Source organism: Xanthomonas sp. NCPPB 1128 (genome assembly GCF_001043115.1).
GTDB lineage: Bacteria > Pseudomonadota > Gammaproteobacteria > Xanthomonadales > Xanthomonadaceae > Xanthomonas_A.
In genome coordinates this window covers 450,997-475,671 of record NZ_LFME01000001.1, presented here as the reverse complement: position 1 = coordinate 475,671, position 24,675 = coordinate 450,997, and the positions used below count along the sequence as shown (strand labels likewise).

The 24,675-nt window shown below is 68.4% G+C and carries 17 protein-coding genes; all 17 read left to right on the top strand.

Annotated features, from left to right (window positions below; translation table 11 throughout):
- The first annotated feature begins 28 nt into the window (after nt 1-28).
- A complete protein-coding gene (flhF, locus tag ACP93_RS01860; RefSeq protein WP_053069650.1) occupies nt 29-1,657 on the top strand; it encodes a flagellar biosynthesis GTPase FlhF in 1,629 nt (542 codons plus the stop codon).
- Nucleotides 1,644-2,528, top strand: coding sequence for a MinD/ParA family ATP-binding protein (locus ACP93_RS01855; RefSeq protein ID WP_010341540.1), 885 nt, complete (start codon nt 1,644-1,646; stop codon nt 2,526-2,528). Before flhF ends, ACP93_RS01855 begins: the two co-directional genes overlap by 14 nt.
- Nucleotides 2,525-3,274 (top strand): RNA polymerase sigma factor FliA, encoded by a 750-nt coding sequence (locus tag ACP93_RS01850; RefSeq protein WP_017908923.1) that lies wholly within the window; start codon nt 2,525-2,527, stop codon nt 3,272-3,274. Before ACP93_RS01855 ends, ACP93_RS01850 begins: the two co-directional genes overlap by 4 nt.
- Nucleotides 3,275-3,293: 19 nt before the next feature.
- A complete protein-coding gene (cheY, locus tag ACP93_RS01845) occupies nt 3,294-3,686 on the top strand; it encodes a chemotaxis response regulator CheY (protein ID WP_010341542.1) in 393 nt (130 codons plus the stop codon).
- On the top strand, nt 3,687-4,298 hold the full coding sequence (locus ACP93_RS01840) for a protein phosphatase CheZ (protein ID WP_048489127.1): 612 nt from the start codon (nt 3,687-3,689) through the stop codon (nt 4,296-4,298).
- Between the two features lie 4 nt (nt 4,299-4,302).
- Nucleotides 4,303-6,054, top strand: a complete 1,752-nt coding sequence (locus ACP93_RS01835) for a chemotaxis protein CheA (protein WP_048489126.1) — start codon at nt 4,303-4,305, stop codon at nt 6,052-6,054.
- Nucleotides 6,055-6,428: 374 nt separating this feature from the next.
- Nucleotides 6,429-7,169, top strand: a complete 741-nt coding sequence (locus tag ACP93_RS01830) for a flagellar motor protein (protein ID WP_048489125.1) — start codon at nt 6,429-6,431, stop codon at nt 7,167-7,169.
- A gap of 7 nt (nt 7,170-7,176) precedes the next feature.
- The gene (gene motD, locus ACP93_RS01825) at nt 7,177-8,124 is read left to right on the top strand and encodes a flagellar motor protein MotD (RefSeq protein WP_048489124.1); all 948 of its coding nucleotides are present in this window, start codon (nt 7,177-7,179) and stop codon (nt 8,122-8,124) included.
- Complete coding sequence (locus ACP93_RS01820; RefSeq protein WP_048489123.1) at nt 8,124-8,906, top strand: ParA family protein; 783 nt, start codon at nt 8,124-8,126, stop codon at nt 8,904-8,906. Before motD ends, ACP93_RS01820 begins: the two co-directional genes overlap by 1 nt.
- Entirely contained in the window at nt 8,903-10,375 is a 1,473-nt protein-coding gene (locus ACP93_RS01815; RefSeq protein WP_048489122.1) for a chemotaxis protein CheW, read from the top strand. The genes ACP93_RS01820 and ACP93_RS01815 overlap by 4 nt, the downstream gene beginning before the upstream one ends.
- A 108-nt stretch (nt 10,376-10,483) precedes the next feature.
- Nucleotides 10,484-10,792 (top strand): STAS domain-containing protein, encoded by a 309-nt coding sequence (locus ACP93_RS01810; RefSeq protein ID WP_010341777.1) that lies wholly within the window; start codon nt 10,484-10,486, stop codon nt 10,790-10,792.
- Nucleotides 10,789-11,154, top strand: coding sequence for a response regulator (locus ACP93_RS01805; protein WP_010341778.1), 366 nt, complete (start codon nt 10,789-10,791; stop codon nt 11,152-11,154). The genes ACP93_RS01810 and ACP93_RS01805 overlap by 4 nt, the downstream gene beginning before the upstream one ends.
- A gap of 31 nt (nt 11,155-11,185) precedes the next feature.
- Nucleotides 11,186-13,189 carry a chemotaxis protein CheA gene (locus ACP93_RS01800; RefSeq protein ID WP_043091955.1) on the top strand — a complete coding sequence of 668 codons (2,004 nt, stop codon included), beginning with the start codon at nt 11,186-11,188 and terminating at the stop codon, nt 13,187-13,189.
- 478 nt (nt 13,190-13,667) lie between these two features.
- Nucleotides 13,668-15,911, top strand: a complete 2,244-nt coding sequence (locus ACP93_RS01795) for a methyl-accepting chemotaxis protein (protein ID WP_048489121.1) — start codon at nt 13,668-13,670, stop codon at nt 15,909-15,911.
- Between the two features lie 871 nt (nt 15,912-16,782).
- Nucleotides 16,783-19,047, top strand: coding sequence for a methyl-accepting chemotaxis protein (locus ACP93_RS01790; protein ID WP_048489120.1), 2,265 nt, complete (start codon nt 16,783-16,785; stop codon nt 19,045-19,047).
- Nucleotides 19,048-19,507: 460 nt separating this feature from the next.
- Complete coding sequence (locus tag ACP93_RS01785) at nt 19,508-21,745, top strand: methyl-accepting chemotaxis protein (protein WP_048489119.1); 2,238 nt, start codon at nt 19,508-19,510, stop codon at nt 21,743-21,745.
- Between the two features lie 460 nt (nt 21,746-22,205).
- The gene (locus ACP93_RS01780; protein ID WP_048489118.1) at nt 22,206-24,458 is read left to right on the top strand and encodes a methyl-accepting chemotaxis protein; all 2,253 of its coding nucleotides are present in this window, start codon (nt 22,206-22,208) and stop codon (nt 24,456-24,458) included.
- The last annotated feature ends 217 nt before the right edge of the window (nt 24,459-24,675 follow it).

The window sequence follows — 24,675 nt, the reverse complement described above, 5'->3', positions numbered from 1 at the left end:
CCCCATTCCCCATTCCCGGCGCCCACCCATGAAGATCAAACGCTTTGTCGCCCCCGACATGCGCACCGCCTTCCGGATGGTGCGCGACGAGCACGGGCCGGATGCGGTGATCCTGTCCAACCGGCGTACCGACGAGGGCATCGAGATCGTCGCCGCCGGCAACTACGACGAGGCCCTGGTGCAGCGGGCGCTGGATTCCGTGCGCCCGGACGAGGCGCCGCGCGCCGCCGCTCCGGCGCAGGCGCCGGCCACTGCCGCCCCGCGTGCCGCACGCAGTGAGAGCGCCGCGGCCAGCCCGGCGATGGCGATGATGGCCGCGATCAGCGAGCGCCGCAGTGGTGCCGCGACCGCCCCGGCCGCCGCCGCAGCCCGGCCGCTGACCCAGCCGGCGGCGCTTGCCGCCTCGGCCATGCCCGCCGCGGCCGCCCCGGCGGCCGCAGCGCGCCCGGCCGCAGCGGCCAAGGCCCCGGCTCCGGCTCCGGCTCGTGCCGAGTTCAGCATTCCCGAAGACGTGTTCCGCAACGCCCCGATCAGCGTGCCCATGCCCAGCCCGTTCGCCGCCGCCCTGCCGGCGCCGGCCGCCGAGACCGTGCCGGCCTGGCGCGACGACGTCGCCGCGGTGGCGCTGACCCCGGTGGCGCGCCCGGCCGCGGCCGCCCCCAGCGTGGCCAAGGCCGACGCGGCGGCCGCTGCCGGAATCCCGGCGGCCGCGCCACTGGCGGCGGTGCCGCCCTTCCCCGCCCCGCAGAACGACGAACAATTGACGCAGCTGCGCGACGAACTGTCGCTGATGCGGCAGATGATCGAGCGCGAGATGAACCGCCTCACCGACGAGCGCCTGCGCGGCTCGCCGGTCCGCGCCCAGGCGCTGGAACTGATGGACGACTACGGCTTCGACAGCGGCATCACCCGCGACGTGGTCATGCAGATCCCCGCCGACCTGGAACTGCACCGCGGCCGCGGGCTGATGCTGGGCCTGCTGTCCAAGCGCCTGCCGATCGCCCCGCTGGACCCGCTCGAGGAAGGCGGCGTGATCGCCCTGATCGGCCCGACCGGTGCCGGCAAGACCACCACCATCGCCAAGCTGGCCTCGCGCTTCCTGGAGCGCCATGCCGCCCGCGACGTGGCCCTGGTCACCACCGACACGGTCCGCGTCGGCGGCCGCGAACAGCTGCACAGCTACGGCCGCCAGCTCGGCATCGCCGTGCACGAGGCCGACAGCGACGCCGCGCTGCAGCAGCTGCTGGAGCGCCTGGCCGACTACAAGCTGGTGCTGATCGACACCGCCGGCATGGGCCAGCGCGACCGCGCCCTGGCCGCCCAGCTGCACTGGCTGCGCGCCTCGCGTGTGGTCCGATCCTTGCTGGTCCTTCCCGCCAATGCCCATTTCTCCGACCTGGACGAGGTGGTGCGCCGGTTCGCCGGCGCCGACCCGCAGGGGGTCATCATGACCAAGTTGGACGAGACCGGGCGGTTCGGCAGTGCCTTGTCGGTGGTCGTGGACCACCGCCTCCCCATCACCTGGGTGACCGATGGACAGCGTGTGCCGGACGACCTGCACCGCGCCAACGCCGCCAGCCTGGTATTGCGCCTTGAAGATTTGCGGCGCGCTGCCGATAAGCCCTGTACTCCGGAGCAGACCCATGCCGTCGCGTGACTACGTCAATCTGACCAATGCCTTCCCCCTGTCGGCGACGCGTAGCGAACCGCTGGGTCCGGTGCGCACCATCGCCGTGACCGGCGGCAAGGGCGGCGTGGGCAAGACCAACATCTCGGTGAACCTGTCCATGGCGCTGGCCGACATGGGCAAGCGCACCCTGCTGCTGGACGCCGACCTCGGCCTGGCCAACGTCGACGTGCTGCTGGGGCTGACGCCCAAGTTCACCGTGGCCGACCTGGTCGCCGGGCGCTGCACCCTGGAAGAGGTGCTGATCGACATGCCCAACGGGCTGATGGTGGTGCCCGCCGCCTCCGGCCGCCGCTACATGGCCGAGCTGCCGCCGGCCCAGCACGTGGGCCTGGTCAACGTGTTCTCCGAGCTGCAGCGCGAGCTGGACGTGATGATCGTCGACACCGCCGCGGGCATCACCGACAGCGTGCTGACCTTCTGCCAGGCCGCGCAGGACGCGGTGGTGGTGGTCTGCGACGAGCCGGCCTCGATCACCGACGCCTACGCCCTGATCAAGGTCCTCTCGCGCGAGCGCGGGGTGGACCGGGTGCAGATCGTCGCCAACATGGTCCGCGACCTCAACGAGGGCCGCCTGCTGTACGACAAGCTCAGCCGGGTCTGCGAGAAGTTCCTCGGCGACGTGTCGCTGAACTACCTGGGCTGCGTGCCGCAGGACGACTGGCTGCGCCTGTCGGTGCAGCGCCAGCAGCCGGTGGTCAAGGCCTACCCGTCCAGCCCGTCGGCGCAGGCGATCTCCGAGATCGCCCGGCGCACCGCGCGCTGGCAGGCGCCGACCGCCCCGCGCGGCAACGTCGAGTTCTTCGTCGAACGCATCATCCAGCGCGGGGTGGCCGCATGAACGCCGCCGCCCACTACCGCGCCGTCCAGCGCAACAGCGCCAACGACTACATCGCCCAGCACTCGGACCTGGTCCGGCGCATCGCCCACCACCTGGCGGCGCGGCTGCCGGCCAGCGTCGAGATCGACGACCTGATCCAGGCCGGCATGATCGGCCTGATCGAGGCCTCGCGCAGCTACGACGCCGAACAGGGCGCCTCGTTCGAGACCTACGCCTCGATCCGCATCCGCGGCGCGATGATCGACGAGATCCGCCGTGGCGACTGGGTGCCGCGCTCGGTGCACCGCCGCGCCCGCGACGCCGCCTCGGCGATCCGCAAGATCGAACAGAGCACCGGCCGTGCCGCCGCCGCCAACGAAGTGGCCGCGGCGATGGACATGCCGCTTCCCGAATACCTGCGTTTGATGGAAGATGCCGCCCGCGGCCAGGTGCTGAGCCTGGAGTCGCGCATCGAGGACCATGGCGAGCTGGATACCATCGCCAAGGGCGGACCCAATCCGCAGCAGATGCTCGAGCGCAGCGAATTCGGCCGCGAACTGGGCAAGGCCATCGCGCAGTTGCCCGAACGCGAGCAGTTGGTGCTGTCGCTGTACTACGAGCAGGAATTGAACCTCAAGGAAATCGGCGCGGTACTCGGGGTCAGCGAGTCGCGCGTGTGTCAGATCCATGGCCAGGCCACGGTACGGTTGCGCGGACGCCTGAAGGCGTTCGAGGTCGCCGATGCCGGTCTGGAAGACGAAGAATAGGAACCCTTAGGAGTCAGTGGTGAACAAGAACATGCGGATTTTGATCGTGGACGATTTCTCGACGATGCGACGCATCGTCAAGAATCTGCTCGGCGATCTGGGCTTCACCAACACCGCCGAGGCCGAAGACGGCAACAGCGCCCTGGCCGCGCTGCGCTCGGCGCCGTTCGAGTTCGTGGTCACCGACTGGAACATGCCGGGCATGACCGGCATCGATCTGCTGCGCAACATCCGCGCCGACGACAAGCTCAAGCACCTGCCGGTGCTGATGGTCACTGCCGAGGCCAAGCGCGAGCAGATCATCGAGGCCGCGCAGTGCGGCGTGAACGGCTACATCATCAAGCCGTTCACCGCGCAGACGCTGCAGGAGAAGCTGGGCAAGATCTTCGAGCGCCTGGGGGCGACCGCGTAAATGGAAGCCACTGCCGAACGTACCGCCCTGATCGAACGCCTGCAAGGCGCGCTGGACGCGCTGGAGAACGGCGACGAGGCCGGCTGGCGCCGTGAAATCGACACCCTCGCCGCCTGGCGGACGCGGCCGATGATGCAGGGCCTGAGCCGGCTCGCGCGCGATCTGGGCCAGGCGCTCGGCGAACTGCCGGTGGTGCCCAGCGAGGCCGGCGAACTGGACGACGCCTGCTCGCGCCTGGACCACGTGGTGGAGATGACCGAACAGGCCAGCCACCGCACCCTGGACCTGGCCGAGGAATGCCGCACGCTGGCCAACCAGCTGGCCGCCGGCGGCCTCAGCGGCGACCAGAGCGAGATCCTCGACAAGATCCGCCACAACCTCACCGAGATGGCCCTGGCGCAGAGCTTCCAGGACCTGACCGGGCAGATCATCCGCCGCGTCGCCGGCATCGTGCGCCGCGTGCACGAGGGTTTCGGCGCACTGGGTCTGCCGCCGAAGGAAGAAAACAAGAAGGCCGACGGCGGCCTGGCCCGCCCGGCCCTGCCCGGCCTGGACCGCCACGGCGTGTCGCAGAACGACGCCGACGACCTGCTCTCGGGCCTGGGACTGTAAATCTATGAGCGCCGTACCCGACGACATCGCTGCCGACTTCATCATCGAGGCCCAGGAAATCCTGGACCGGCTCGGCGAGCAGTTGGTGTCGCTGGAGCAGGCGCCCGAGGACAGCGGCCAGCTCAACGCTGTGTTCCGCGGCTTCCACACGCTCAAGGGCGGCGCCGGCTTCCTGGCGATCAACGCCATGGTCGAGCTGTGCCACGCCGCCGAAGAAACCCTGGGCATGGCCCGCGCCGGCCAGGCCACCCTGCAGGCGCGGCACTTCGACGCCGCGCAGCAGTCGCTGGACTACCTGCAGTCGATGCTCGACGCCTTCGGCAGCGGCCAGGAGCCGCCGCGCGCGCCGGCGGAGCTGATCGCGCAGTTCGATGCGCACGGCGACGCCGCCCCGGCGCCGGCCAAGAGCACCGCGCCGGCACCCGCCGCCGTACCGGCCACCGCCGCGGCTGCGGCTGCGGGTGATCTGATCAGCGACGACGAATTCGAGGCGCTGCTGGACCAGTTGCACGGCGATGCGCCGCCGACGGCCACGCCGCAGGCGTTGCAGCCGGCGCCGCGCGCGCCCAGCGCCGCGCCCAAGGCCGCCGCCGCCCCGGCCAAGGCCGCCGAACCCGAACACACCGTGCGCGTGGACACCAAGCGCCTGGACGCGATCGTCAACCTGATCGGCGAACTGGTGCTCTCGCGCAACCGGCTCAAGACCCTGCGCGTGCGCCTGCGCGACGAAGAACTGGACCGCGCGGTCAGCAGCCTGGACATCGCCACCGCGCGCCTGCAGTCGGCGGTGATGCGCACGCGCATGCAGCCGGTCGGCAAGGTGTTCTCGCGCTTCCCCAAGGTGGCGCGCGACGTCGCCCGCTCGCTCAACAAGGAAGTGGAACTGGAACTGATCGGCGCCGACACCGAGCTGGACCGCAACCTGGTCGAGGCGCTGGCCGATCCGCTGGTGCACCTGGTGCGCAACGCGATCGACCACGGCATCGAGGCGCCGGCACTGCGCGAGGCCACCGGCAAGCCGCGTGGCGGCCACGTGCGCCTGTCGGCGCAGCAGGAAGGCGACTACGTCAGCATCGAGGTGCAGGACGACGGCGCCGGCATCGATCCCGAGCGCCTGCGCGCCAAGGCCCGCGAGAAGGGCCTGATCGACCCCGAGGCCGCCGCCCGCCTGAGCACCGAGGAATGCCTGCACCTGGTATTCCTGCCCGGCTTCTCCACCAAGGCCGAAGTCACCGACATCTCCGGCCGTGGCGTCGGCATGGACGTGGTGCAGTCGCGCATCCGCGAACTCAGCGGGCAGATCCAGATCCAGTCGGAACTGGGCCGCGGCAGCCGCTTCCTGATCCGCGTGCCGCTGACCCTGGCGATCCTGCCGACCCTGCTGGTGCAGGCCGGCGACACCGTCTACGCGCTGCCGCTGGCGCGCGTGGTGGAAGTGCTGCACGCGCCGCGCCGCTCGCTGGGCTGGTTCGACGGCCGCGCCGTGCTCGATCGGCAATCGCACACCCTGCCGCTGGTGGACCTGCGCCAGTGGCTCAACATCGACGCCCCGCAACTGCCGCTGCTCACCGTGGTGGTGCTGCAGGCTGGCGAATCGCGCATGGGCCTGGTCGTGGACCAGGTCCGCGGCCGCGAGGAAGTGGTGATCAAGCCGCTGCCGCGCTCGCTGCGCGGCCTGCCCGGCTACGCCGGCGCCACCCTCATCGGCGACGGCCGCCTGGCGCTGATCCTGGATGTGGATGGCTTGAAGGCCTGAGGACCCGGGAGTGGGGAATGGCGATTGGGGAATCGCAAGAGCGGCTTCCCTGGCGCTTCTCTGCTTCTTGTAGGAGCGGCTTCAGCCGCGACGCGGTAAGGCTGGGATTCGGGAATCGGGATTGGGGAATCGCAAAAGCGGCTCGCCGCATCGGTTCCGCTACGGGAACGGCGATAACGCGCGGCGCTCGGCTCCCTGCCGACACGGTCCGAACGATTGTGCATAGGCACGCGCCAAGGTCAGCGCGTCGCGGCTGAAGCCGCTCCTACGACACACCGACCAACCCGCCGCACTCGCGCTCTTGCGAATCCCAAATCCCGAATCCCGAATCCCCAACCCATCAAGTCCCCCGCCCCCTGGCCGATACCTCCTGCATGGACAAGCTCAGTCTCATCGGCCTGCTGTTGGCGATTCTGTCGCTCATCGGCGGCAGCATCCTCAAGGGCGCCGGCATTTCGGCGCTGTGGTCGCCGGCTGCGTTCGTGATCGTGATCATCGGCACCGTCGCCGCGATCCTGGTGCACACCCCGCCGTCCGTGTTCCGGCGTGCGTTCCAGATCGCCAAGTGGCTCCTGTGGCCGCCGCCGAGCGACCGCCAGGCGCTGCTCAAGCAGATCGTGGAATGGAGCAACATCGCCCGCCGCCAGGGCCTGCTCGGCCTGGAAAACCAGGTGCCGCAGCAGCAGGATCCGTTCGTGCGCAAGGGCCTGCAGATGCTGGTGGACGGCGTCGAGCCGGAAGCCATCCGGCACATGCTGGAGATCGACCTGGAAGGCCAGGAACACTGCGATCTGGCCGCGGCCAAGGTATTCGAGGGCATGGGCATCTACGCGCCGACCCTGGGCATCATCGGCGCGGTGCTGGGCCTGATCGCGGTGATGAAGAACCTGGCCGACCCGAGCAAGCTCGGCCACGGCATCGCCGCCGCGTTCACCGCCACCATCTACGGCATCGCCTCGGCCAACCTGCTGTTCCTGCCGATGGCCGCCAAGCTCAAGAGCGTCATCAAGCACAGCTGCGGCGAGCGCGAAATGATCATCGAAGGGTTGATCGCCATCGCCCAGGGCGAGAACCCGCGCAACATCGAATCGAAACTGGCCGGATTCTTGCATTGAGTTGCCAATGGCCCGCAAGCACTCCCACGACGAGCACGCCAACCACGAGGCATGGGCCATCCCCTATGCCGACCTGATGACGTTGCTGCTCGCTTTCTTCGTGGTGATGTACGCGCTGTCCACGATCAACGAAGCCAAGTACCGGGTCATGGCCGACGCCATGAGCGCCGCATTCGGCGGCACCCCGAAGACCCTGCGTCCGGTGCAGGTCGGCGATCAGGCGCTGCAGGGCCAGGGCGGCGAGCGCCCGACCCCGATCAAGTCCAGCCCGGCGCTGACCCTGCCCGATCCCAACCGCCTGCCCTCGGGCACCGCGCAGCGCGGCGACGACCTGCGCGACGCGCAGCAGCTGCGCCGCGCGCAGCGCCAGCTCGACAGCATCGCCGACCGCCTCGGCGCCGCACTGGCGCCGCTGATCCAGAAGAAGCTGATCACCGTGCGCCGCGCCGGGCTGTGGATCGAAGTGGAGATCAACAGCGACATCCTGTTCGGCTCCGGCTCGGCCGCGCTCGACCAGAGCGCGCGCGCCACCCTGGCGGAACTGGCGCAGGTGCTGGCCGGCGTGCCCAACGGGGTGCGCGTGGAGGGCTACACCGACAACACCCCGATCGCGACCTTGCAGTTCCCGTCGAACTGGGAACTGTCGGCGGCGCGCGCAGCCAGCGTCGTCCACCTGTTCGCCGACCAGGGCCTGCAGCCCTCGCGACTGTCGATGATCGGCTACGGCCAGTTCCGCCCGCGCGCCAGCAACGACACCCCGGCCGGCCGCAACGCCAACCGCCGGGTGGTGCTGGTGATCCTGGCCGATTCCGGCGACAGCAGCGATCCGACGCCGTCGGCCACCGACCGTTTGAGTGCCGGCGCCGCGCCGGCCACCCCGACACCCCCCGCCGCGGCGGCCGCCGGCAATGCCGGCAGCCCCCGTGCAGCACCTGCCATTGAAGGAGTCAACTGATGCGCATCTGGGCGATCGCCAACCAGAAAGGTGGCGTGGGCAAGACCACCACCACGCTGGCCCTGGGCCGTGGGCTGGCCATGCTCGGGCACCGCGTGCTGATGCTCGATCTCGATCCGCACGCCTCGCTGACCCGGGCCTTCGACGTGCCGCAGGAACCGCAGCCGCCGGGCGTACTCGACCTGTTCGCGACCCCGCCGGGCGAACTCGCCGCGCTGGCCCGCGACACCGCGGTCGAGCGCCTGAGCTTCGTCTGCGGGCAGACCGCGCTGGCCACGCTGGAACGGCGCAGCGCCAACCAGCCTGGCCTGGGCCTGGCGCTGCAGCAGGCCATGGCCCGCCATGCCGGCCAGCACGACTACATCCTGCTCGACTGCCCGCCGACCCTAGGCCTGCTGATGATCAACGCGTTGGCCGCGGCCGACCGGGTGATCATCCCGACCCAGGCCGAGCCGCTGGCCCTGCACGGCCTGGCCAGCATGGTCCGCACCGTGGACATGGTCGAGCGCTCGCGGCGTCGGCCGCTGCCCGCCTCGATCCTGCCGACCCTGTTCGACCAGCGCACCCGCGCCGGCAACGAGACCCTGCGGCAGATGCAGGACAGCTACGGCGAGCGGGTGTGGGAAGACGCGATCCCGGTCGACACCAAGATCTGCAACGTCAAGGCGCTGACCGTGGCTGGCGTGCCGGGCGACTACCCCGGCCGTGGCCTGGCCGCCTACCGCCGCGCGCTGGAATGGCTGATCGCCAGCGACGCCACGCCGATGGAGCAAGCCGCATGAGCACCCCCGGGATCATCGACGATTACCTGGAAGGCCTGCTCCACGACGTGATCGCCGAGGAGCAGAAGGCGGCGCCGCCGAGTCCCGCACCGGTCGCGGTCGCCGACGTGAAAGCGGAAATCGAGACCCCGGCGCCCGCCGTGGCCACTCCGACGCCCGAACAGATCGCTGCCGCGGTCCTGGCCGAGGCGGATGCCGATCCGGCCCTGGCCGGCATCATGTCGCAGCAAGCGCTTGCACCCGCACCGGCCGGCCCGACGCCCGAACAGATCGCCGCTGCGGTCCTGGCCGAAGCCGATGCCGATCCGGCCCTGGCCGGCATCATGTCGCAGCAAGCGCTCGCGCCTGCACCGGCCGGCCCGACGCCCGAACAGATCGCTGCTGCGGTCCTGGCCGAAGCCGATGCCGATCCGGCCCTGGCCGGCATCATGTCGCAGCAAGCGCTTGCACCCGCACCGGCCGGCCCGACGCCCGAAGAAATCGCCGCCGCGGTCCTGGCCGAAGCCGATGCCGATCTGGCCCTGGCCGGCATCATGTCGCAGCAGGCACTCGCGCCCGCCCCGGCCGGCCCGACGCCCGAAGAAATCGCCGCCGCGGTCCTGGCCGAGGCCGATTCCGATCCGGCCCTGGCCGGCATCATGTCGCAGCAGGCGCTCGCGCCCGCTCCGGCCGGCCCGACGCCCGAAGAAATCGCCGCCGCGGTCCTGGCCGAAGCCGACTCCGATCCGGCCCTGGCCGGCATCATGTCGCAGGACGCGCCCGCGCCTGCCGCGCTCACGCCGGCCCAGCAAGCCGAGCGCCAGGCCGACCTGGACGCGGTCGCGGCGATGGAGCGGCAGCGTGCCGCCGTGCCGCGCGATCTGGCCGCCGAAGACGATGCCGCCGCCGCACGCGCGGTCAAGCGCCCGCCGATGGCGGTGCCGCCGGAACGCCGCGCCGAGGCCAGCCGCGCCCAGGCGGCCGGCGCCAAGCTGCCGCCCAATCTGCAGGCCTTCATGGCACCGAGCGTGCCGCACGGCTCGGCCATCGCGCCCGAACGCCTGGCCGAGCGCCGCACCCGCTGGCTGCGCCTGCGCTGCGGCGAGCAGGCCTACGCGCTGGAGCTGCTGAAGGTGCAGGAAGTGGTGCTGCCGGTGCCGCTGCTGGCGCTGCGCGGCACGCCGCCGGCCATGCTCGGCATCATGAACCTGCGCGGCCAGGTGGTGCCGGTGCTCGACCTGGGCGTCCACCTGGGCGCGGCCCCGATCGAGATGGACATGCTCACCCGGGTGGTGGTGCTGGAAGAGAACGGCGAGACCCTGGGCCTGCGCGTGTCCGCGGTGGAAGACGTGGCCAGCCTCAGCGACCAGCAGATCGAGCCGCCGGACAACGCCCGCATCTGCCGCATTTCCAACCATCTGTTCCGCGGCGTGGCGCGGCTGGCGCAACAGCCGATGATCCTGCTCGACGCCGAGCAACTGCTGCACTGACCCGCGCGGCGGGCGGCAACTGGGAACGGTGCCGCACTTTCCAACCGCCGCTAAAGCTTTTCAGGCCACGGCCGTTATCTGCCATAGAACCATTGGTGCGGAGCAATGATGAGCACAGTCCCCCTTGGCGAAGATCTCGGTATCGAGACCAGCGCCGACCTGAAACAACGCCTGACCGCGTTCCTTGCGTCGGACGACGTGCTGCGACTGGACGCCGGCGAAGTGCGCCGCATCCATACCGCGTCCGTACAGGTGCTGTGCGCATTCGTCGATGCCCGCCGCAAGGACGGCAAGCGCACCGAATTCGAGGCCTGCAACGCGACCTTTCGCGACGCGGCCCGCCTGCTAGGGGTCAGCGAATCGCTGGGCCTTCCTGCAACCCCTGACAATCTGAAATCTGTGGAGAACGCGGCATGAGCGCACGTATCTTGGTAGTGGACGATTCGGCGTCGATGCGCCAGATGGTCTCCTTCGCCCTCACCTCGGCCGGCTTTGCCGTCGAAGAAGCAGAAGACGGCGCGGTCGCGCTGGGCCGCGCCAAGGGCCAGCGCTTCAACGCGGTGGTCACCGACGTCAACATGCCGAACATGGACGGCATCACCCTGATCCGCGAACTGCGGCAGCTGCCGGACTACAAGTTCACCCCGATGCTGATGCTGACCACCGAGTCGGCGGCGGAGAAGAAGTCCGAGGGCAAGGCGGCCGGCGCGACCGGCTGGCTGGTCAAGCCGTTCAATCCCGAACAGCTGATCGCCACCGTCCAGAAAGTCCTGGGCTGATCCCTCTCCTCCTTTTCCGGATTCCCGCCCCATGAGCATGGACCTGCAGCGTTTCCACGCCACCTTCTTCGAGGAAAGCCGCGAAGGACTGGATGCGATGGAAGCCGGATTGCTGTCGCTGGAAGAAGGCAATCGCGATCCCGAGACCATCAACTCGGTGTTCCGCGCCGCGCACTCGATCAAGGGCGGCGCCGCCACCTTCGGCTTCGAGGCGATGGCCGGCCTCACCCACGTGCTGGAGACGCTGCTCGACGAGCTGCGCGCCGGCAAGCGCGAGGTCGAGGCGCACGCGATCGACGCCATCCTCGGCTCGGTGGACGTGCTGCGCGCCCTGCTGCGCGAAGCCGAGCACGGCGTTCCGGCCGATCCGGCCGCGGTCAAGGCCGTGCACGAGCGCCTGCAGCACGCGTTGAACGGTGGCCCCGCCGCGCCGGCCGCCGCCACCCCGGCGGCGAACCAGCCGGCCGAGCCGGAAGCCTGGCAGATCGGCTTCACCCCGGCGCCGTCGCTGTTCATGAGCGGCAACGATCCGCTGCGCATCATCCGCGAACTCGAACACCTCGGCCCGCTGCAGGTCGCCTGCCGCAGCACGCGCCTGCCCGGCTTCGCCGAACTCGACCCGCTCGAGGCCTACCTCGCCTGGGACCTGGGCCTGGTCGGCAAGATTCCGCGCAGCGCGATCGAAGACACCTTCGCCTGGGTCATCGACGACTGCGAACTGGAGATCCGTCCGGTGCCGCCGCCGAGCCTGGCCACTGCACCGGCGCCGGTGCTGACCGCGCCGCCGACCGCCGCCACCGCCGCGCCGGCCGCGGCCGTGGCCGCCAATGCCCCGGCCGGCAATGCCGCCGCCGCGCACGAAGCGGAAAGCTCGATCCGCGTCAGCGTCGACAAGGTCGATGCGCTGATCAATCTGGTCGGCGAACTGGTCATCACCCAGGCCATGCTCAAGCAGGTCTCCACCGGCCTGGACCAGGCGGTGGCCGAACGCCTGTTCGCCGGCCTGGATCTGCTCGAACGCAACACCCGCGACCTGCAGGAAGCGGTGATCGGCGTGCGCATGCTGCCGGTGGACGCGGTGTTCCGCCGCTTCCCGCGCCTGGTCCGCGACCTGTCCACCCGCCTCGGCAAGCAGGTGCGCCTGCGCACCATTGGCGAGGGCACCGAGCTGGACAAGGGCCTGATCGAAAAGATCGCCGATCCGCTGGTGCACCTGGTGCGCAACTCGATCGACCACGGCCTGGAACTGCCGGAGGCGCGTCGCGCCGCCGGCAAGGACGAGACCGGCACCATCACCCTGGCCGCGTCGCACCAGGGCGGCCACATCGTCATCGAAGTCAGCGACGACGGCGCCGGCCTCAACCGCAACCGCATCCTGGCCAAGGCCGCCGAACGCGGCATCGCTGTGCCGGACAACCCGAGCGATGCGCAGGTGTGGGACCTGATCTTCGCCCCCGGCTTCTCCACCGCCGATGCGGTCACCGACCTGTCCGGCCGTGGCGTCGGCATGGACGTGGTCCGCCGCAACATCCAGGGCCTGGGCGGCGAAGTGCAGCTGGAAAGCGAATCCGGCCGCGGCACCCGCGTGCTGATCCGCCTGCCGCTGACCCTGGCCATCCTCGACGGCATGACCGTGGCGGTGTCCGGCGAGACCCTGATCCTGCCGCTGGCCTACGTCATCGAGGCGCTGCAACCGAAGGCCGACGACATCCGCACCATGGCCGGCGAAGGCCGCGTGCTGCGGGTCCGTGGCGAATACCTGCCGATCCTCTCGCTCAGCGACTCCTACGGCTTCGGCCGCATCGAGCAGAGCGAAGAACCGCTGGTGGTGGTGGTCGAGGCCGACGGGCAGAAGCTGGCGCTGGAAGTAGACGAGCTGATCGGCCAGCAGCAGGTGGTGGTCAAGAACATCGAGAACAACTACCGGCGCATCAGCGGCATCTCCGGTGCCACCATCCTCGGCGACGGCCGCGTCGCCCTGATCGTGGACATCGGCGGCCTGGTCCGCTCGCTGCGGGTGCAGCAGGCGGCCTGATCGCCCCGCCCTCCCGCGTCACGTCACACACGAGCCCCGGCAGCGATGCCGGGGCTTTTTGTTTGACGTGTCTCCGGCCGATCCGCCTCTTCGGGCATGGCCGCCGGTCGCGCGGCCAACATGCGCTGCATAGGCGACGCCTCTGCGCCAGTGCGAAGGCCCCGAAAAAAGCGCTAAAGAACGCACCACAGCTGCCGATAGCAATGTAGCGCACACTTTTTGTCTACACGTGCGCACTGGTGACACCTGGGGAGGTGGAGCCGGCACTCCAGGGGGATCGATCGGAGCAGATGCCGATCGCTGAAGCCATGCTGCAGGAAAGGGGAAAAGCATCGAGTGTGATGTTGGCGCGGTCTGAGCGCGTGTTCCGCACGCCCTCCGTTCAATTTGCGCATTTCATCACAGATGAAACCAGCATCACGATTGGTGTCCCCTCGTACGAACACGCAATGACTTGTCCATTCTCAGGGGGTTCAACATGACGTCGTTCTTGCAACGCTACAACGTGGGCCGCCGCCTCGGCGGCGGTTTTGGTCTACTTATCGTACTGTCCTGCCTGCTGGTCGCCGCAGGCCTGGTTTCCATCGCGCAAGCGCGCAGCGAGTTGCGTCACATCGTCGAGGTCAACGTCGAGAAAATCCGGATCAGCAACGGCATGCTCGACGCCAACACCCGCATCCTGCTCGCGTTGAGTGCGTTGAGCATGGTGTCCGACGAGGCGCTCAACCGGAAGGAGCTGGCCGAAGTCCAGCAGGCGCGTCAGCGATACACCGACTTGCGCAAGGAACTCGATGGGTTCCCTGCATCCAACGCAAGCGTGAAGAAATTGCGTGCGGACATCGATGCGCAGCGCGTCGTTGCAGGCAAGCTCAACGACCAGGTGATTGCCTTGGCCACCGCCAACCGTAATGCCGAAGCGCAAACGCTGCTGAACGAGAAGGCCAGGCCGGTGACGGCCGCCCTGCAGGCCAAGATCCGCGAGAACGTGGCCTTGCAGGAACAGGAGACGGCAGCCGCGTACGCCAACGCCACCCAGGCGATGGCACGGGGCCGCAACATGCTGATCGCTGGGGGCGTGGCCGTCCTGCTGGTCAGTGGACTGCTGGCCTGGACCATCACCCGCAGCCTGACCGGCCCGCTGGGCCGCGCCACCCGCGCCGCCGAGGCCATCGCCGACGGCCGCCTGGACAACGACGTGACCACCGACGCACGCGACGAACCCGGCCGCCTGCTGCTGGCGATGGATCGGATGCAGACGCAGTTGCGGCGCTTCTCCAGCGAAACCGCGTTGATGATCGAACTGCATGCCGACAAGGACATCAGCCACCGCATGCCGCAGGACTTCCCCGGCGTGTACGGCGAGCTGAGCAAGGGCATCAACACCATGATGTTCGAGCACCTGGACGCCATCGTCGACGCCATCGGCGTGCTCAACGAATACGCCAACGGCGACCTGCGCCGCGACGCGCGGCGCCTGCCCGGCAGCCGTGCTGTGCTGCACGAATCGATGGACGCGGCCAAGGCCAGCCTGCTGGCGATCAACACCGAGATCAAGCGCCTGGCCGCCGCGGCCGCGGCCGGCGACTTCAGCGCCCGCGGCGATGCGGCGCACTTCCAGCACGATTTCCGGCTGATGGTGCAGGACCTCAACGCCATGATGGACGTCAGCGATCGCAACCTGGGCAAGCTGTCCGCCCTGCTGCAGTCCATCGCCGCCGGCGACTTGACCGCGCGCATGGACGGCGAGTTCCAAGGCGTCTTCGCCACCATGCGCGACGATGCCAATGCCACTGCCGACCAGTTGACCGGTATCGTCGGCCGCATCCAGACCGCGGCGGTCAGCATCAATGCCGCCGCCAGCGAGATCGCCACCGGCAACGACGACCTGTCGCGCCGCACCGAACAGCAGGCCGCGAGCCTGGAAGAAACCGCAGCCTCGATGGAAGAGCTGACGTCCACCGTGAAGCAGAACGCCGAACATGCGCGCCAGGCCAATCAGCTCGCCAGCGGCGCGGCGGCAGTCGCCTCACAGGGCGGCAGTGTGGTCGGCCAGGTGGTGCAGACCATGAGCGGCATCGAGGCCTCCTCGAAGAAGATCGGCGACATCATCGGCGTCATCGATGGCATCGCCTTCCAGACCAACATCCTGGCCTTGAACGCGGCGGTGGAAGCGGCGCGTGCCGGCGACCAGGGCCGTGGCTTCGCCGTGGTCGCCAGCGAAGTGCGCACGCTGGCCCAGCGCTCGGCCAGTGCCGCCAAGGAGATCAAGGACCTGATCGACGACTCGGTGAGTCGCGTTGCCGAAGGCTCGGCCCTGGTCGACCAGGCCGGCAAGACCATGAGCGAGATCGTGAGCTCGGTGCAGCGCGTCACCGACATCATGGGCGAGATCTCCGCCGCCTCGCAGGAACAGTCCGCCGGCATCGAGCAGGTCAACCAGACCGTGATGCAGATGGACGAGACCACCCAGCAGAACGCCGCGCTGGTGGAAGAAGCCACTGCCGCCGCACGTTCGATGGAAGAACAGGCCACGCAGTTGCAGGACGCCGTGTCGGTGTTCAAGTTGGACACCCTGCCGGCGATTACGCCGATCGGACCTGCGCCGACGCCCCGCCCTGCCCCACGCAGCGTGGCGTCTGCGCCGCCACGCAGGTCGCGGCCGGCCCCGGCGCAGTCCGTTGCGCTTGCACAGGCGACCAGCAGCGACTGGCAGGAATTCTGAGTCCTGGCACCGTCACGTCATCGAGCGGCCGTGCACTGCATGGCCGCTCGACAGATGCGCGATGCAGAGGATGCCAGTGCGGCTCGCCATGGCAGACGTGCTGCCTCCATCAACGCATAGTGCTGCAAGTACCGCGGGAACCGTCGAACACGCAGCATTGGCGGGAGGCATCTGCCTGCACCAGGTTGCAAGCGCTGTCGGACGGCGCGTTCGGCAACACCATCCGCGCCAGGGTGCATCCAGCGCGCCACGCGCCGCCGGTCTGCGCGGCACGACCGCACTGCGGCGCTCAAGAATCCCGTGCCGCCGTCGATATCAGGTTGAGCGCACGTTTTTTGTCTACATTCGTGCGTGCCGGCATGGCCTGGGGAGGTCCGCCGGCGCTTCAGGGGGATCGATCGGTGCACGCACCGGTCGCTGAAGTCGCAAAACCGAACGGGGAAGAACGCAGCCCTGACGACTGTTCTTTTTCGCGCCTGCCTTCGGCTCGCGCGCGTGTTCGACTTGCTGTGCTTTCGCCACACGTTTCGTCAGCTTGCCCACACCCCGGATCCCCGGCGCGCCACGACGCGCGTCGTTCCTTCATTCGTACACGGGGGCCCACCATGCATGCGGTCTTGCGACACCGAAGACGCGTCCACCGAGCGACCAGCCGGCGCCGCCGGCGATTGCAGGCGCAACTCGGGCATGCCAACGCCATGGCCACCGTCGCGAGTGCGGCGCTTGCGCACGACCTGCCTGTCGCATTGCTAGTCATCACGCCATGTGACTGCCGCCGTGGTCAGTACCGGCCGTGCGCGTCTGCCCGCGTCAACCGCCGACGCCGCATCCCTGCGCGCCGACCTGCCTGTTTCGTTCCCTGGAGATTGAAATGATCCGCTTTCTGCAACGCTACAACGTCGGTGTCCGCCTGTCGGCGGCCTTCGGCCTGCTGATTCTTCTTTCGGTGGTCCTGGTGATCATCGGGCTGTCCGGCATGGCCGAGGCGCGCAAGCACCTGGACATGATCGTGCTGGACCGCATGGCGAAGATCGAATTCAGCAACCAGATGCTCGACGCCAATGCCTCCGTGCTGGTCGCGCTGAGCACCTACACCACCTCCACCAACGCCGCGATGCGGCGAGAGGCGCTGGACACCTTCAATCGCCAACGCGAGCGCTACGCCGAGGCCCGCGCCAAGATGGACAAGCTGTCCAGCACCGCCGCCGGACGCGCGATCCGCGCCGAGATGGACGCCAAGCGCGCCGCCGCCAAGACCATCAACGACGCCATCGTGGCGCTCGGCGAGAAAGGCGAGACCGCCCAGGCGGTGGAAATGCTGAATCAGCAAGCGCTGCCGGCGACGCTGGCGTGGCAGGGCAAGATCCGCGAGTTCGCCGACCGCCAGAAAGCGCAGGCCGCTGCCGGCTACCAAGCGGCGTTGGAGGCGATGCATCGCGGGCGCATGCTGCTGATCGGCGGCACCGTGCTGGCCCTGGCGCTCAGCGCCTTGCTGGCACTGACCATCACCCGCAGTCTGACCGCGCCGCTGCGCCTGGCCACGCGCACTGCCGAAGCGATCGCCAATGGCGACATGCACAACGCCGTGCGCACCGAGGCCCGCGACGAAACCGGTCGCCTGTTGAATGCCATGGGCCGCATGCAGCAGCAGTTGCAGGCGGTGCTCGCCGCACAGGCAGAGATGGCGCAGCGCCACGACGCCGGCCAGATCAGCTACCGCATGGACGAAAGCACCTTCCCCGGCGACTACGGGCGCATGGTCCGCGACAGCAACGCCCTGGCCGCTGCGCACATCGCCGTGACCGAGCGCCTGGCGCAGATCATGGGCCGCTACGCGATCGGCGACCTGTCCGAGGACATGGACCGCCTGCCCGGCGAGAAAGCCCGCCTCACCGAGACGATGGACACGGTCAAGCACAACCTGACCGCGATGAACACCGAAATCAAACACTTGGCCGGCGCCGCCGCGGCCGGCGACTTCAGCGTGCGTGGTGATGCCGAACGCTTCCAGTACGACTTCCGGCTGATGGTCGACAGCCTCAACCAGCTGATGGCCACCGCCGACGGCAACCTGCAGGCGCTGTCGTCGCTGCTGCAGTCGATCGCCGCCGGCGACCTGACCGCGCGCATGCACGGCGACTTCCAGGGCGTGTTCGCCACCATGCGCGACGATGCCAACGCCACCACCGAACAGCTCGCGGCGATCGTGGCGCGCATCCAGACTGCCGCGGTCAGCATCAATGCCGCCGCCAGCGAGATCGCCACCGGCAACGACGACCTGTCGCGCCGCACCGAGCAGCAGGCCGCCAGCCTCGAAGAAACCGCAGCCTCGATGGAAGAACTGACCTCCACGGTCAAGCAGAACGCCGAACACGCCCGCCAGGCCAACCAGCTCGCGACCGGTGCCGCGTCCGTCGCCTCGCAGGGTGGAACGGTGGTCGGCCAGGTGGTCGAGACCATGAGCGGGATCGAGGCCTCCTCGCGCAAGATCGCCGACATCATTTCGGTGATCGACGGCATTGCCTTCCAGACCAACATCCTGGCGTTGAACGCCGCGGTGGAAGCGGCGCGGGCCGGCGAACAGGGCCGCGGTTTCGCCGTGGTCGCCAGCGAAGTGCGCACGCTCGCCCAGCGCTCGTCGAATGCGGCCAAGGAGATCAAGGACCTGATCGACGACTCGGTCGGCCGCGTCGCCACCGGCTCGGCCCTGGTCGACCAGGCCGGCAAGACCATGCACGAGATCGTCGCCTCGGTGCAGCGCGTCACCGACATCATGGGCGAGATCTCCGCCGCCTCGCAGGAGCAGTCGGCCGGCATCGAGCAGGTCAACCAGACGGTGATGCAGATGGACGAAGCCACCCAGCAGAACGCCGCGCTGGTGGAAGAAGCCACCGCCGCGGCGCGGTCGATGGAGGATCAGGCCGGCCAGCTGAGCGAGGCCGTGGCGCTGTTCAAGATCGACCAGCAGGCATCGGAAGTGACACGCCGCACTTCCGCGCCGAAGCCGACGGTCGCCGCCGTCGCCGGCGCACGTCGGCCGGTCAAGACGCCGGCCCCGCGCGCGGCTGTCCACCGGCCGGTGGCAATGGGCAGTTCCGCCGTTGCGGCTGGCAGCGCCGATTGGCAGGAGTTCTGATCGCGCTCTGCCGCCGCGTCCAAACCGCTGCGTGACATCGAACCCGGGAGCGTCAGTTCCCGGGTTTTTTCACTTGGCCGGCAAATAAAGAACGCATCAGCGACGTCGTTGGCCCTCGGAGCGTGAGCTACATCCACACCCTCATGAAGCAAACGTAAAAACAATCTAAATACGCGCCGTGGAGGCTTAAAGAACCCAGGCGCCATGCCGATACGGGAGTTGCGTAGACAAATTGTCTACAAATTTGAACAAAACTCGTCATGTACAGCTAAAGCAGGCGGCAGCAATTCGAACACGCGTTTCAATGTGTAGAGCCTATTTAATTCGCCAAAACCATCAGCTGGATGATTTCGATTCACGGCAAAAATAGATAAGGCAGCGCCCAACGCCTCCGCGGACATCGACTCAGGCACGGGGTACGCCATCCCCAACGCTCCACTTTTCCATCAGGACTACGACGATGTCGCTCAAGAATCTCAGTCTTTCCGCAAGGCTCGCGCTCAGTTTTGCCGTGATCGTGCTGATCACGGTGGTCATCGGCTCGATCAGCCTGAGCAGCCTGTCCTCGCTCAACACTGCCGCCGACATGAACGACCACACCTACAAGGTGCTGGCCACCGGCGACATGATGGGGATCGATGCCTTGAACGTCGAAACCGGCGCACGCGGCTACATGCTGTCGGGCGAACAGCAACACTTGCAGCCCTTCATCAATGGTCAGGCCAACTTCGACAAGAACTTCGCTGAAGCAAAACAGCTGACCGCAGACAATCCGCGGCAGCAGGCTCGGCTGGAGAAGCTGCACACCGCATTCGACGATCTGGTCGGCGTGGAGAAGCAGGTGACCGCGCTGCGCGAGCAGTCCACCGATCCTGCGGAGATCGCCTCGGTGTTCCGAGAAGCGCGCGACCGCAAGGCCATGCAATCGATCCGCAGCCTGCTCGCCGAGTTCCACAACGAGGAAAGCGGGCTGCTGACCAAGCGAAGCGAAACCCTGACGACCGTGCGCGCGCAGAACAAATGGGCCGTGCTGCTGGGCAACCTGCTGGTGATCGTGGCCGCGATCGGCCTGGCGATCGTGATCCGCCGCCAGTTGCTCAAGCGCCTGGGTACCGCGATCGGCGTGGCCGACGCCATCGCCCGCGGCAAGCTGGACAATGCGATCGACCTGCGCAGCAAGGACGAGGCCGGCGTGCTGCTGCTGAGCATGGACAAGATGCAGAGCCAGTTGCAGTCGGTGCTCGCCGCGCAGGCCGACATGGCCCAGCGCCACGACGCCGGCCAGATCAGCTATCGCATGGACGAAACCGCCTTCCCCGGCGACTACGGGCGCATGGTCCGCGACAGCAACGCCCTGGCCGCCGCGCACATCGCGGTGACCGAGCGCCTGGCACAGATCATGGGCCGTTACGCCATCGGCGATCTGTCCCAGGACATGGACCGCCTGCCCGGCGAGAAAGCGCGGCTCACCGAGACGATGGACACGGTCAAGCACAACCTGACCGCGATGAACAGCGAGATCAAGCACCTGGCCGGCGCCGCCGCGGCCGGCGACTTCAGCGTCCGCGGCGACAGCGAACGCTTCCAGTACGACTTCCGGCTGATGGTCGAGAGCCTCAACCAGCTGATGGCCACCGCCGACGGCAACCTGCAGGCGCTGTCGAAGCTGCTGCAGGCCATCGCCGCAGGCGACCTGACGGCGCGTATGCACGGCGATTTCCAGGGCGTGTTCGCGACCATGCGCGACGACGCCAATGCCACCGCCGAACAACTGGCCTCCATCGTGGCGCGCATCCAGACCGCGGCGGTCAGCATCAATGCCGCGGCCAGCGAGATCGCCACCGGCAACGACGACCTGTCGCGCCGCACCGAGCAGCAGGCCGCCAGCCTCGAAGAAACCGCCGCGTCGATGGAGGAACTGACCTCCACGGTCAAGCAGAACGCCGAGCATGCCCGCCAGGCCAATCAGCTCTCCGCGGGCGCGGCCGCGGTGGCCTCGCAAGGCGGCGCGGTGGTCGGCCAGGTGGTCGACACCATGAGCGGCATCGAGGCCTCCTCGCGCAAGATCGCCGACATCATCTCGGTGATCGACGGCATCGCCTTCCAGACCAATATCCTGGCGCTCAACGCGGCGGTGGAAGCGGCGCGTGCCGGCGATCAGGGCCGCGGTTTCGCCGTGGTCGCCACCGAAGTGCGCACCCTCGCCCAGCGCTCGGCCAACGCCGCCAAGGAAATCAAGACCTTGATCGACGACTCGGTCAGCCGCGTCACCCAGGGTTCGGCGCTGGTCGATCAGGCCGGCAAGACCATGACCGAGATCGTGACCTCGGTGCAGCGCGTCACCGACATCATGGGCGAGATCTCGGCGGCCTCGCAGGAGCAATCGGCCGGCATCGAGCAGGTCAATCAGACCGTCACCCAGATGGACGAAGCCACCCAGCAGAACGCCGCGCTGGTGGAAGAAGCAACCGCGGCGGCGCGCTCGATGGAGGAACAGGCCGGTCAGCTGAGCGAGGCCGTGGCCGTGTTCAAGATCGACCAGCGGGCGCCGGCGCCCCAACGCGCACCCGCGCCGCGGCTGGTCGCCGCCGCAGGCGGCGGACAGCGGCCCGCCAAGCCGCGCGCTGTGCAAGCGCCCGCGCGCAAACCTGCCGCCGCGCCCGCCATCGCTGGCGGTAGCGATTGGCAGGAGTTCTGATCCAGCGTACGCCGTGTCTACAACGCTACAGAACATCGAAGCCCGGGAGCGTCAGCTCCCGGGCTTTTTCGTTGTGCGGTGCATGGGTTCCGCTGCCGGCATGGCCGATCCAGGATGAGTCAGACCCGCGGTTTCCGGAAACACTGCTGGGAAGCCGATCCAGAGATCCGATATCGCCATTCAAGGATCCAGGGCGAGTGCCGATACGAGACTCGCACACATAATTTGTCTACGAATTCGAACAAATTTTGACTTCTTTCATTGAAACAGAGCTGCAGAAGATCGCTGAAGAAATTTCGATAGAAAAACTCTATCAATAATACAAAAACTATCGATTGAATGTTTTCGATTCACAGCCGCCATAGATAAGGCAGCGCCTAGCGCCTCCGCGAACATCGACGCTGGCACGGGCGGGGTACGCCATCCCCAACGCTTCACGCTTTCCACAAGGACCACGACGATGACGTTCAAGAATCTCAGTCTCTCCGCCAGGCTCGCGCTCAGCTTTGCCGTCATCGTGCTGATCACGGTGATCATCGGCACGATCAGCCTGAGCAGTCTTTCCGCGCTCAACACCGCTGCCGACATGAACGACCACACCTACAAGGTGCTGGCGACCGGCGAGCTGATGCAAACCAACGCCGTCAACGCGCAGACGGGCGCGCGCGGCTATCTTCTGTCCGGCAACAAGGAGTACCTGCAACCCTTCACCAAGGGCGTGGCCGACTTCGACACGTCCTTCGCCGACGCCAAGCACCTGACCGCGGACAATCCGCGCCAGCAGGCGCGGCTGGGGCAGTTGCGTGCCGCGTTCGATGAACTGGTCGATGTGGAGAAGCAGTTCATCGCGCTGCGCGAAAAGTCCAACGATCCCGCGCAGGCCGCCGCCGCGTTCAGTGACGCAAACGATCGCGCGACGATGCAAACCATCCGCCGCCTGCTGGGCGAGTTCACCAACGAGGAGCGCGGCCTGCTGACCAAGCGCAGCGCAACCCTGGCCACCGTCCGCGCGCAGAACAAGTGGGCCGTGCTGCTCGGCAACCTGCTGGTGATCGTCGCCGCGATCGGCATGGCGATCCTGATCCGCCGGCAATTGCTCAAGCGCCTGGATACCGCGATCGGCGTCGCCGACGCCATTTCCCGCGGCAAGCTCGACAATGCGATCGACCTGCACAGCAAGGACGAGGCCGGGGCGCTGTTGTTGAGCATGGACAAGATGCAGAGCCAGTTGCAGGCGGTACTCGCCGCGCAGGCCGAGATGGCCAAGCGCCACGACGCCGGCCAGATCAGCTTCCGCATGGACGAAGGCGCCTTCCCCGGCGACTACGGGCGCATGGTCCACGACAGCAACGCGCTGGTCGCGGCGCACATCGGGGTCAAGATGCGCCTGATGCAGATCATGGGCCGCTACGCGATCGGCGACCTGTCCGAGGACATGGACCGCCTGCCCGGCGAGAAGGCCGTGCTCACCGAGACGATGGACACGGTCAAGCAAAACCTGACCGCCATGAACACCGAGATCAAGCACCTGGCCGGGGCCGCCGCGGCCGGCGACTTCAGTCTGCGTGGCGATGCCGACCGCTTCCAGTACGACTTCCGCTTGATGGTCGAGAGCCTCAACCAGTTGATGGCCACCGCCGACGGCAACCTGCAGGCGCTGTCCGCCCTGTTGCAGTCGATCGCCGCCGGCGACCTGACCGCGCGCATGCACGGCCAGTTCCAGGGCGTGTTCGCGACCATGCGCGACGATGCCAACGCCACCGCCGAACAACTGGCGACGATCGTCGCGCGTATCCAGACCGCCGCGGTCAGCATCAACGGCGCCGCCAGCGAAATCGCCGCCGGCAACGATGATCTCTCGCGCCGTACCGAACAGCAGGCCGCCAGCCTGGAAGAAACCGCGGCCTCGATGGAGGAGCTGACCTCTACCGTAAAGCAGAACGCCGAGCACGCGCGCCAGGCCAACCAGCTGGCCAGCGGCGCGGCGGCGGTGGCCTCGCAGGGCGGCGTGGTGGTCGGCCAGGTGGTGGAGACCATGAGCGGCATCGAAGCGTCGTCGAAGAAGATCGCCGACATCATCTCGGTCATCGACGGCATTGCGTTCCAGACCAACATCCTGGCGCTCAACGCCGCGGTCGAGGCGGCGCGTGCCGGCGACCAGGGCCGCGGCTTCGCCGTGGTCGCCAGCGAAGTGCGGACCCTGGCGCAGCGCTCGGCCGGCGCCGCCAAGGAGATCAAGACCCTGATCGACGACTCGGTCGGCCGCGTCGCGCAGGGCTCGGCGCTGGTCGACCAGGCCGGCAAGACCATGCAGGAGATCGTCGCCTCGGTGCAGCGCGTGACCGACATCATGGGCGAGATCTCCGCCGCCTCGCAGGAGCAATCGGCCGGTATCGAGCAGGTCAACCAGACCGTCACCCAGATGGACGAGACCACCCAGCAGAACGCCGCGCTGGTGGAAGAAGCCACCGCCGCGGCGCGTTCGATGGAGGACCAGGCCGGCCAGCTGAGCCAGGCCGTGGCCGTGTTCAAGATCGAGGCGAGCAGCCGCCCCGCCGCCCAGCCGGCGGTCGCCAACACGGCGAGCGTGCCGGTCCGTGCGGTCGCCCGCTCGGCCACCAAGCCGATGGCCAAGCCCGCCGCGCGCCCGACGCGGCCATCGGCCCGGCCGGTCGCGGTCGCCGCCGGCGATGACACCTGGCAGGAGTTCTGAGCGGGCAACCCTCCCGCGCGTCTGACGCCAACGGCCCCGGGAGCGATCCGCTCCCGGGGCTTTTTCATTGCCGCCATGCGCCGCCGCGCCGCCCCACACGGCCTCGTTCAGCAGCGCCCTCGCCGCTGCGCGGCATGCGCCGCGGTCGACGCCGCGTCCGGAGCCGGCAATGCCATCCACACCGATGCCGGCCCGCCGGGCGTGACTCACCACACGC

Bases quoted from the DNA above. Each gene is read 5' to 3' on its own strand.
- flhF (WP_053069650.1), top strand. From the start codon at position 29: ATGAAGATCAAACGCTTTGTCGCCCCCGACATGCGCACCGCCTTCCGG.
- ACP93_RS01790 (WP_048489120.1), top strand. From the start codon at position 16,783: ATGATCCGCTTTCTGCAACGCTACAACGTCGGTGTCCGCCTGTCGGCG.
- ACP93_RS01835 (WP_048489126.1), top strand. From the start codon at position 4,303: ATGAGCGCCGTACCCGACGACATCGCTGCCGACTTCATCATCGAGGCC.
- ACP93_RS01780 (WP_048489118.1), top strand. From the start codon at position 22,206: ATGACGTTCAAGAATCTCAGTCTCTCCGCCAGGCTCGCGCTCAGCTTT.
- motD (WP_048489124.1), top strand. From the start codon at position 7,177: ATGGCCCGCAAGCACTCCCACGACGAGCACGCCAACCACGAGGCATGG.
- ACP93_RS01795 (WP_048489121.1), top strand. From the start codon at position 13,668: ATGACGTCGTTCTTGCAACGCTACAACGTGGGCCGCCGCCTCGGCGGC.
- ACP93_RS01820 (WP_048489123.1), top strand. From the start codon at position 8,124: ATGCGCATCTGGGCGATCGCCAACCAGAAAGGTGGCGTGGGCAAGACC.
- ACP93_RS01840 (WP_048489127.1), top strand. From the start codon at position 3,687: ATGGAAGCCACTGCCGAACGTACCGCCCTGATCGAACGCCTGCAAGGC.
- ACP93_RS01855 (WP_010341540.1), top strand. From the start codon at position 1,644: ATGCCGTCGCGTGACTACGTCAATCTGACCAATGCCTTCCCCCTGTCG.
- ACP93_RS01830 (WP_048489125.1), top strand. From the start codon at position 6,429: ATGGACAAGCTCAGTCTCATCGGCCTGCTGTTGGCGATTCTGTCGCTC.
- ACP93_RS01815 (WP_048489122.1), top strand. From the start codon at position 8,903: ATGAGCACCCCCGGGATCATCGACGATTACCTGGAAGGCCTGCTCCAC.
- ACP93_RS01800 (WP_043091955.1), top strand. From the start codon at position 11,186: ATGAGCATGGACCTGCAGCGTTTCCACGCCACCTTCTTCGAGGAAAGC.
- ACP93_RS01785 (WP_048489119.1), top strand. From the start codon at position 19,508: ATGTCGCTCAAGAATCTCAGTCTTTCCGCAAGGCTCGCGCTCAGTTTT.
- ACP93_RS01850 (WP_017908923.1), top strand. From the start codon at position 2,525: ATGAACGCCGCCGCCCACTACCGCGCCGTCCAGCGCAACAGCGCCAAC.
- ACP93_RS01805 (WP_010341778.1), top strand. From the start codon at position 10,789: ATGAGCGCACGTATCTTGGTAGTGGACGATTCGGCGTCGATGCGCCAG.
- ACP93_RS01810 (WP_010341777.1), top strand. From the start codon at position 10,484: ATGAGCACAGTCCCCCTTGGCGAAGATCTCGGTATCGAGACCAGCGCC.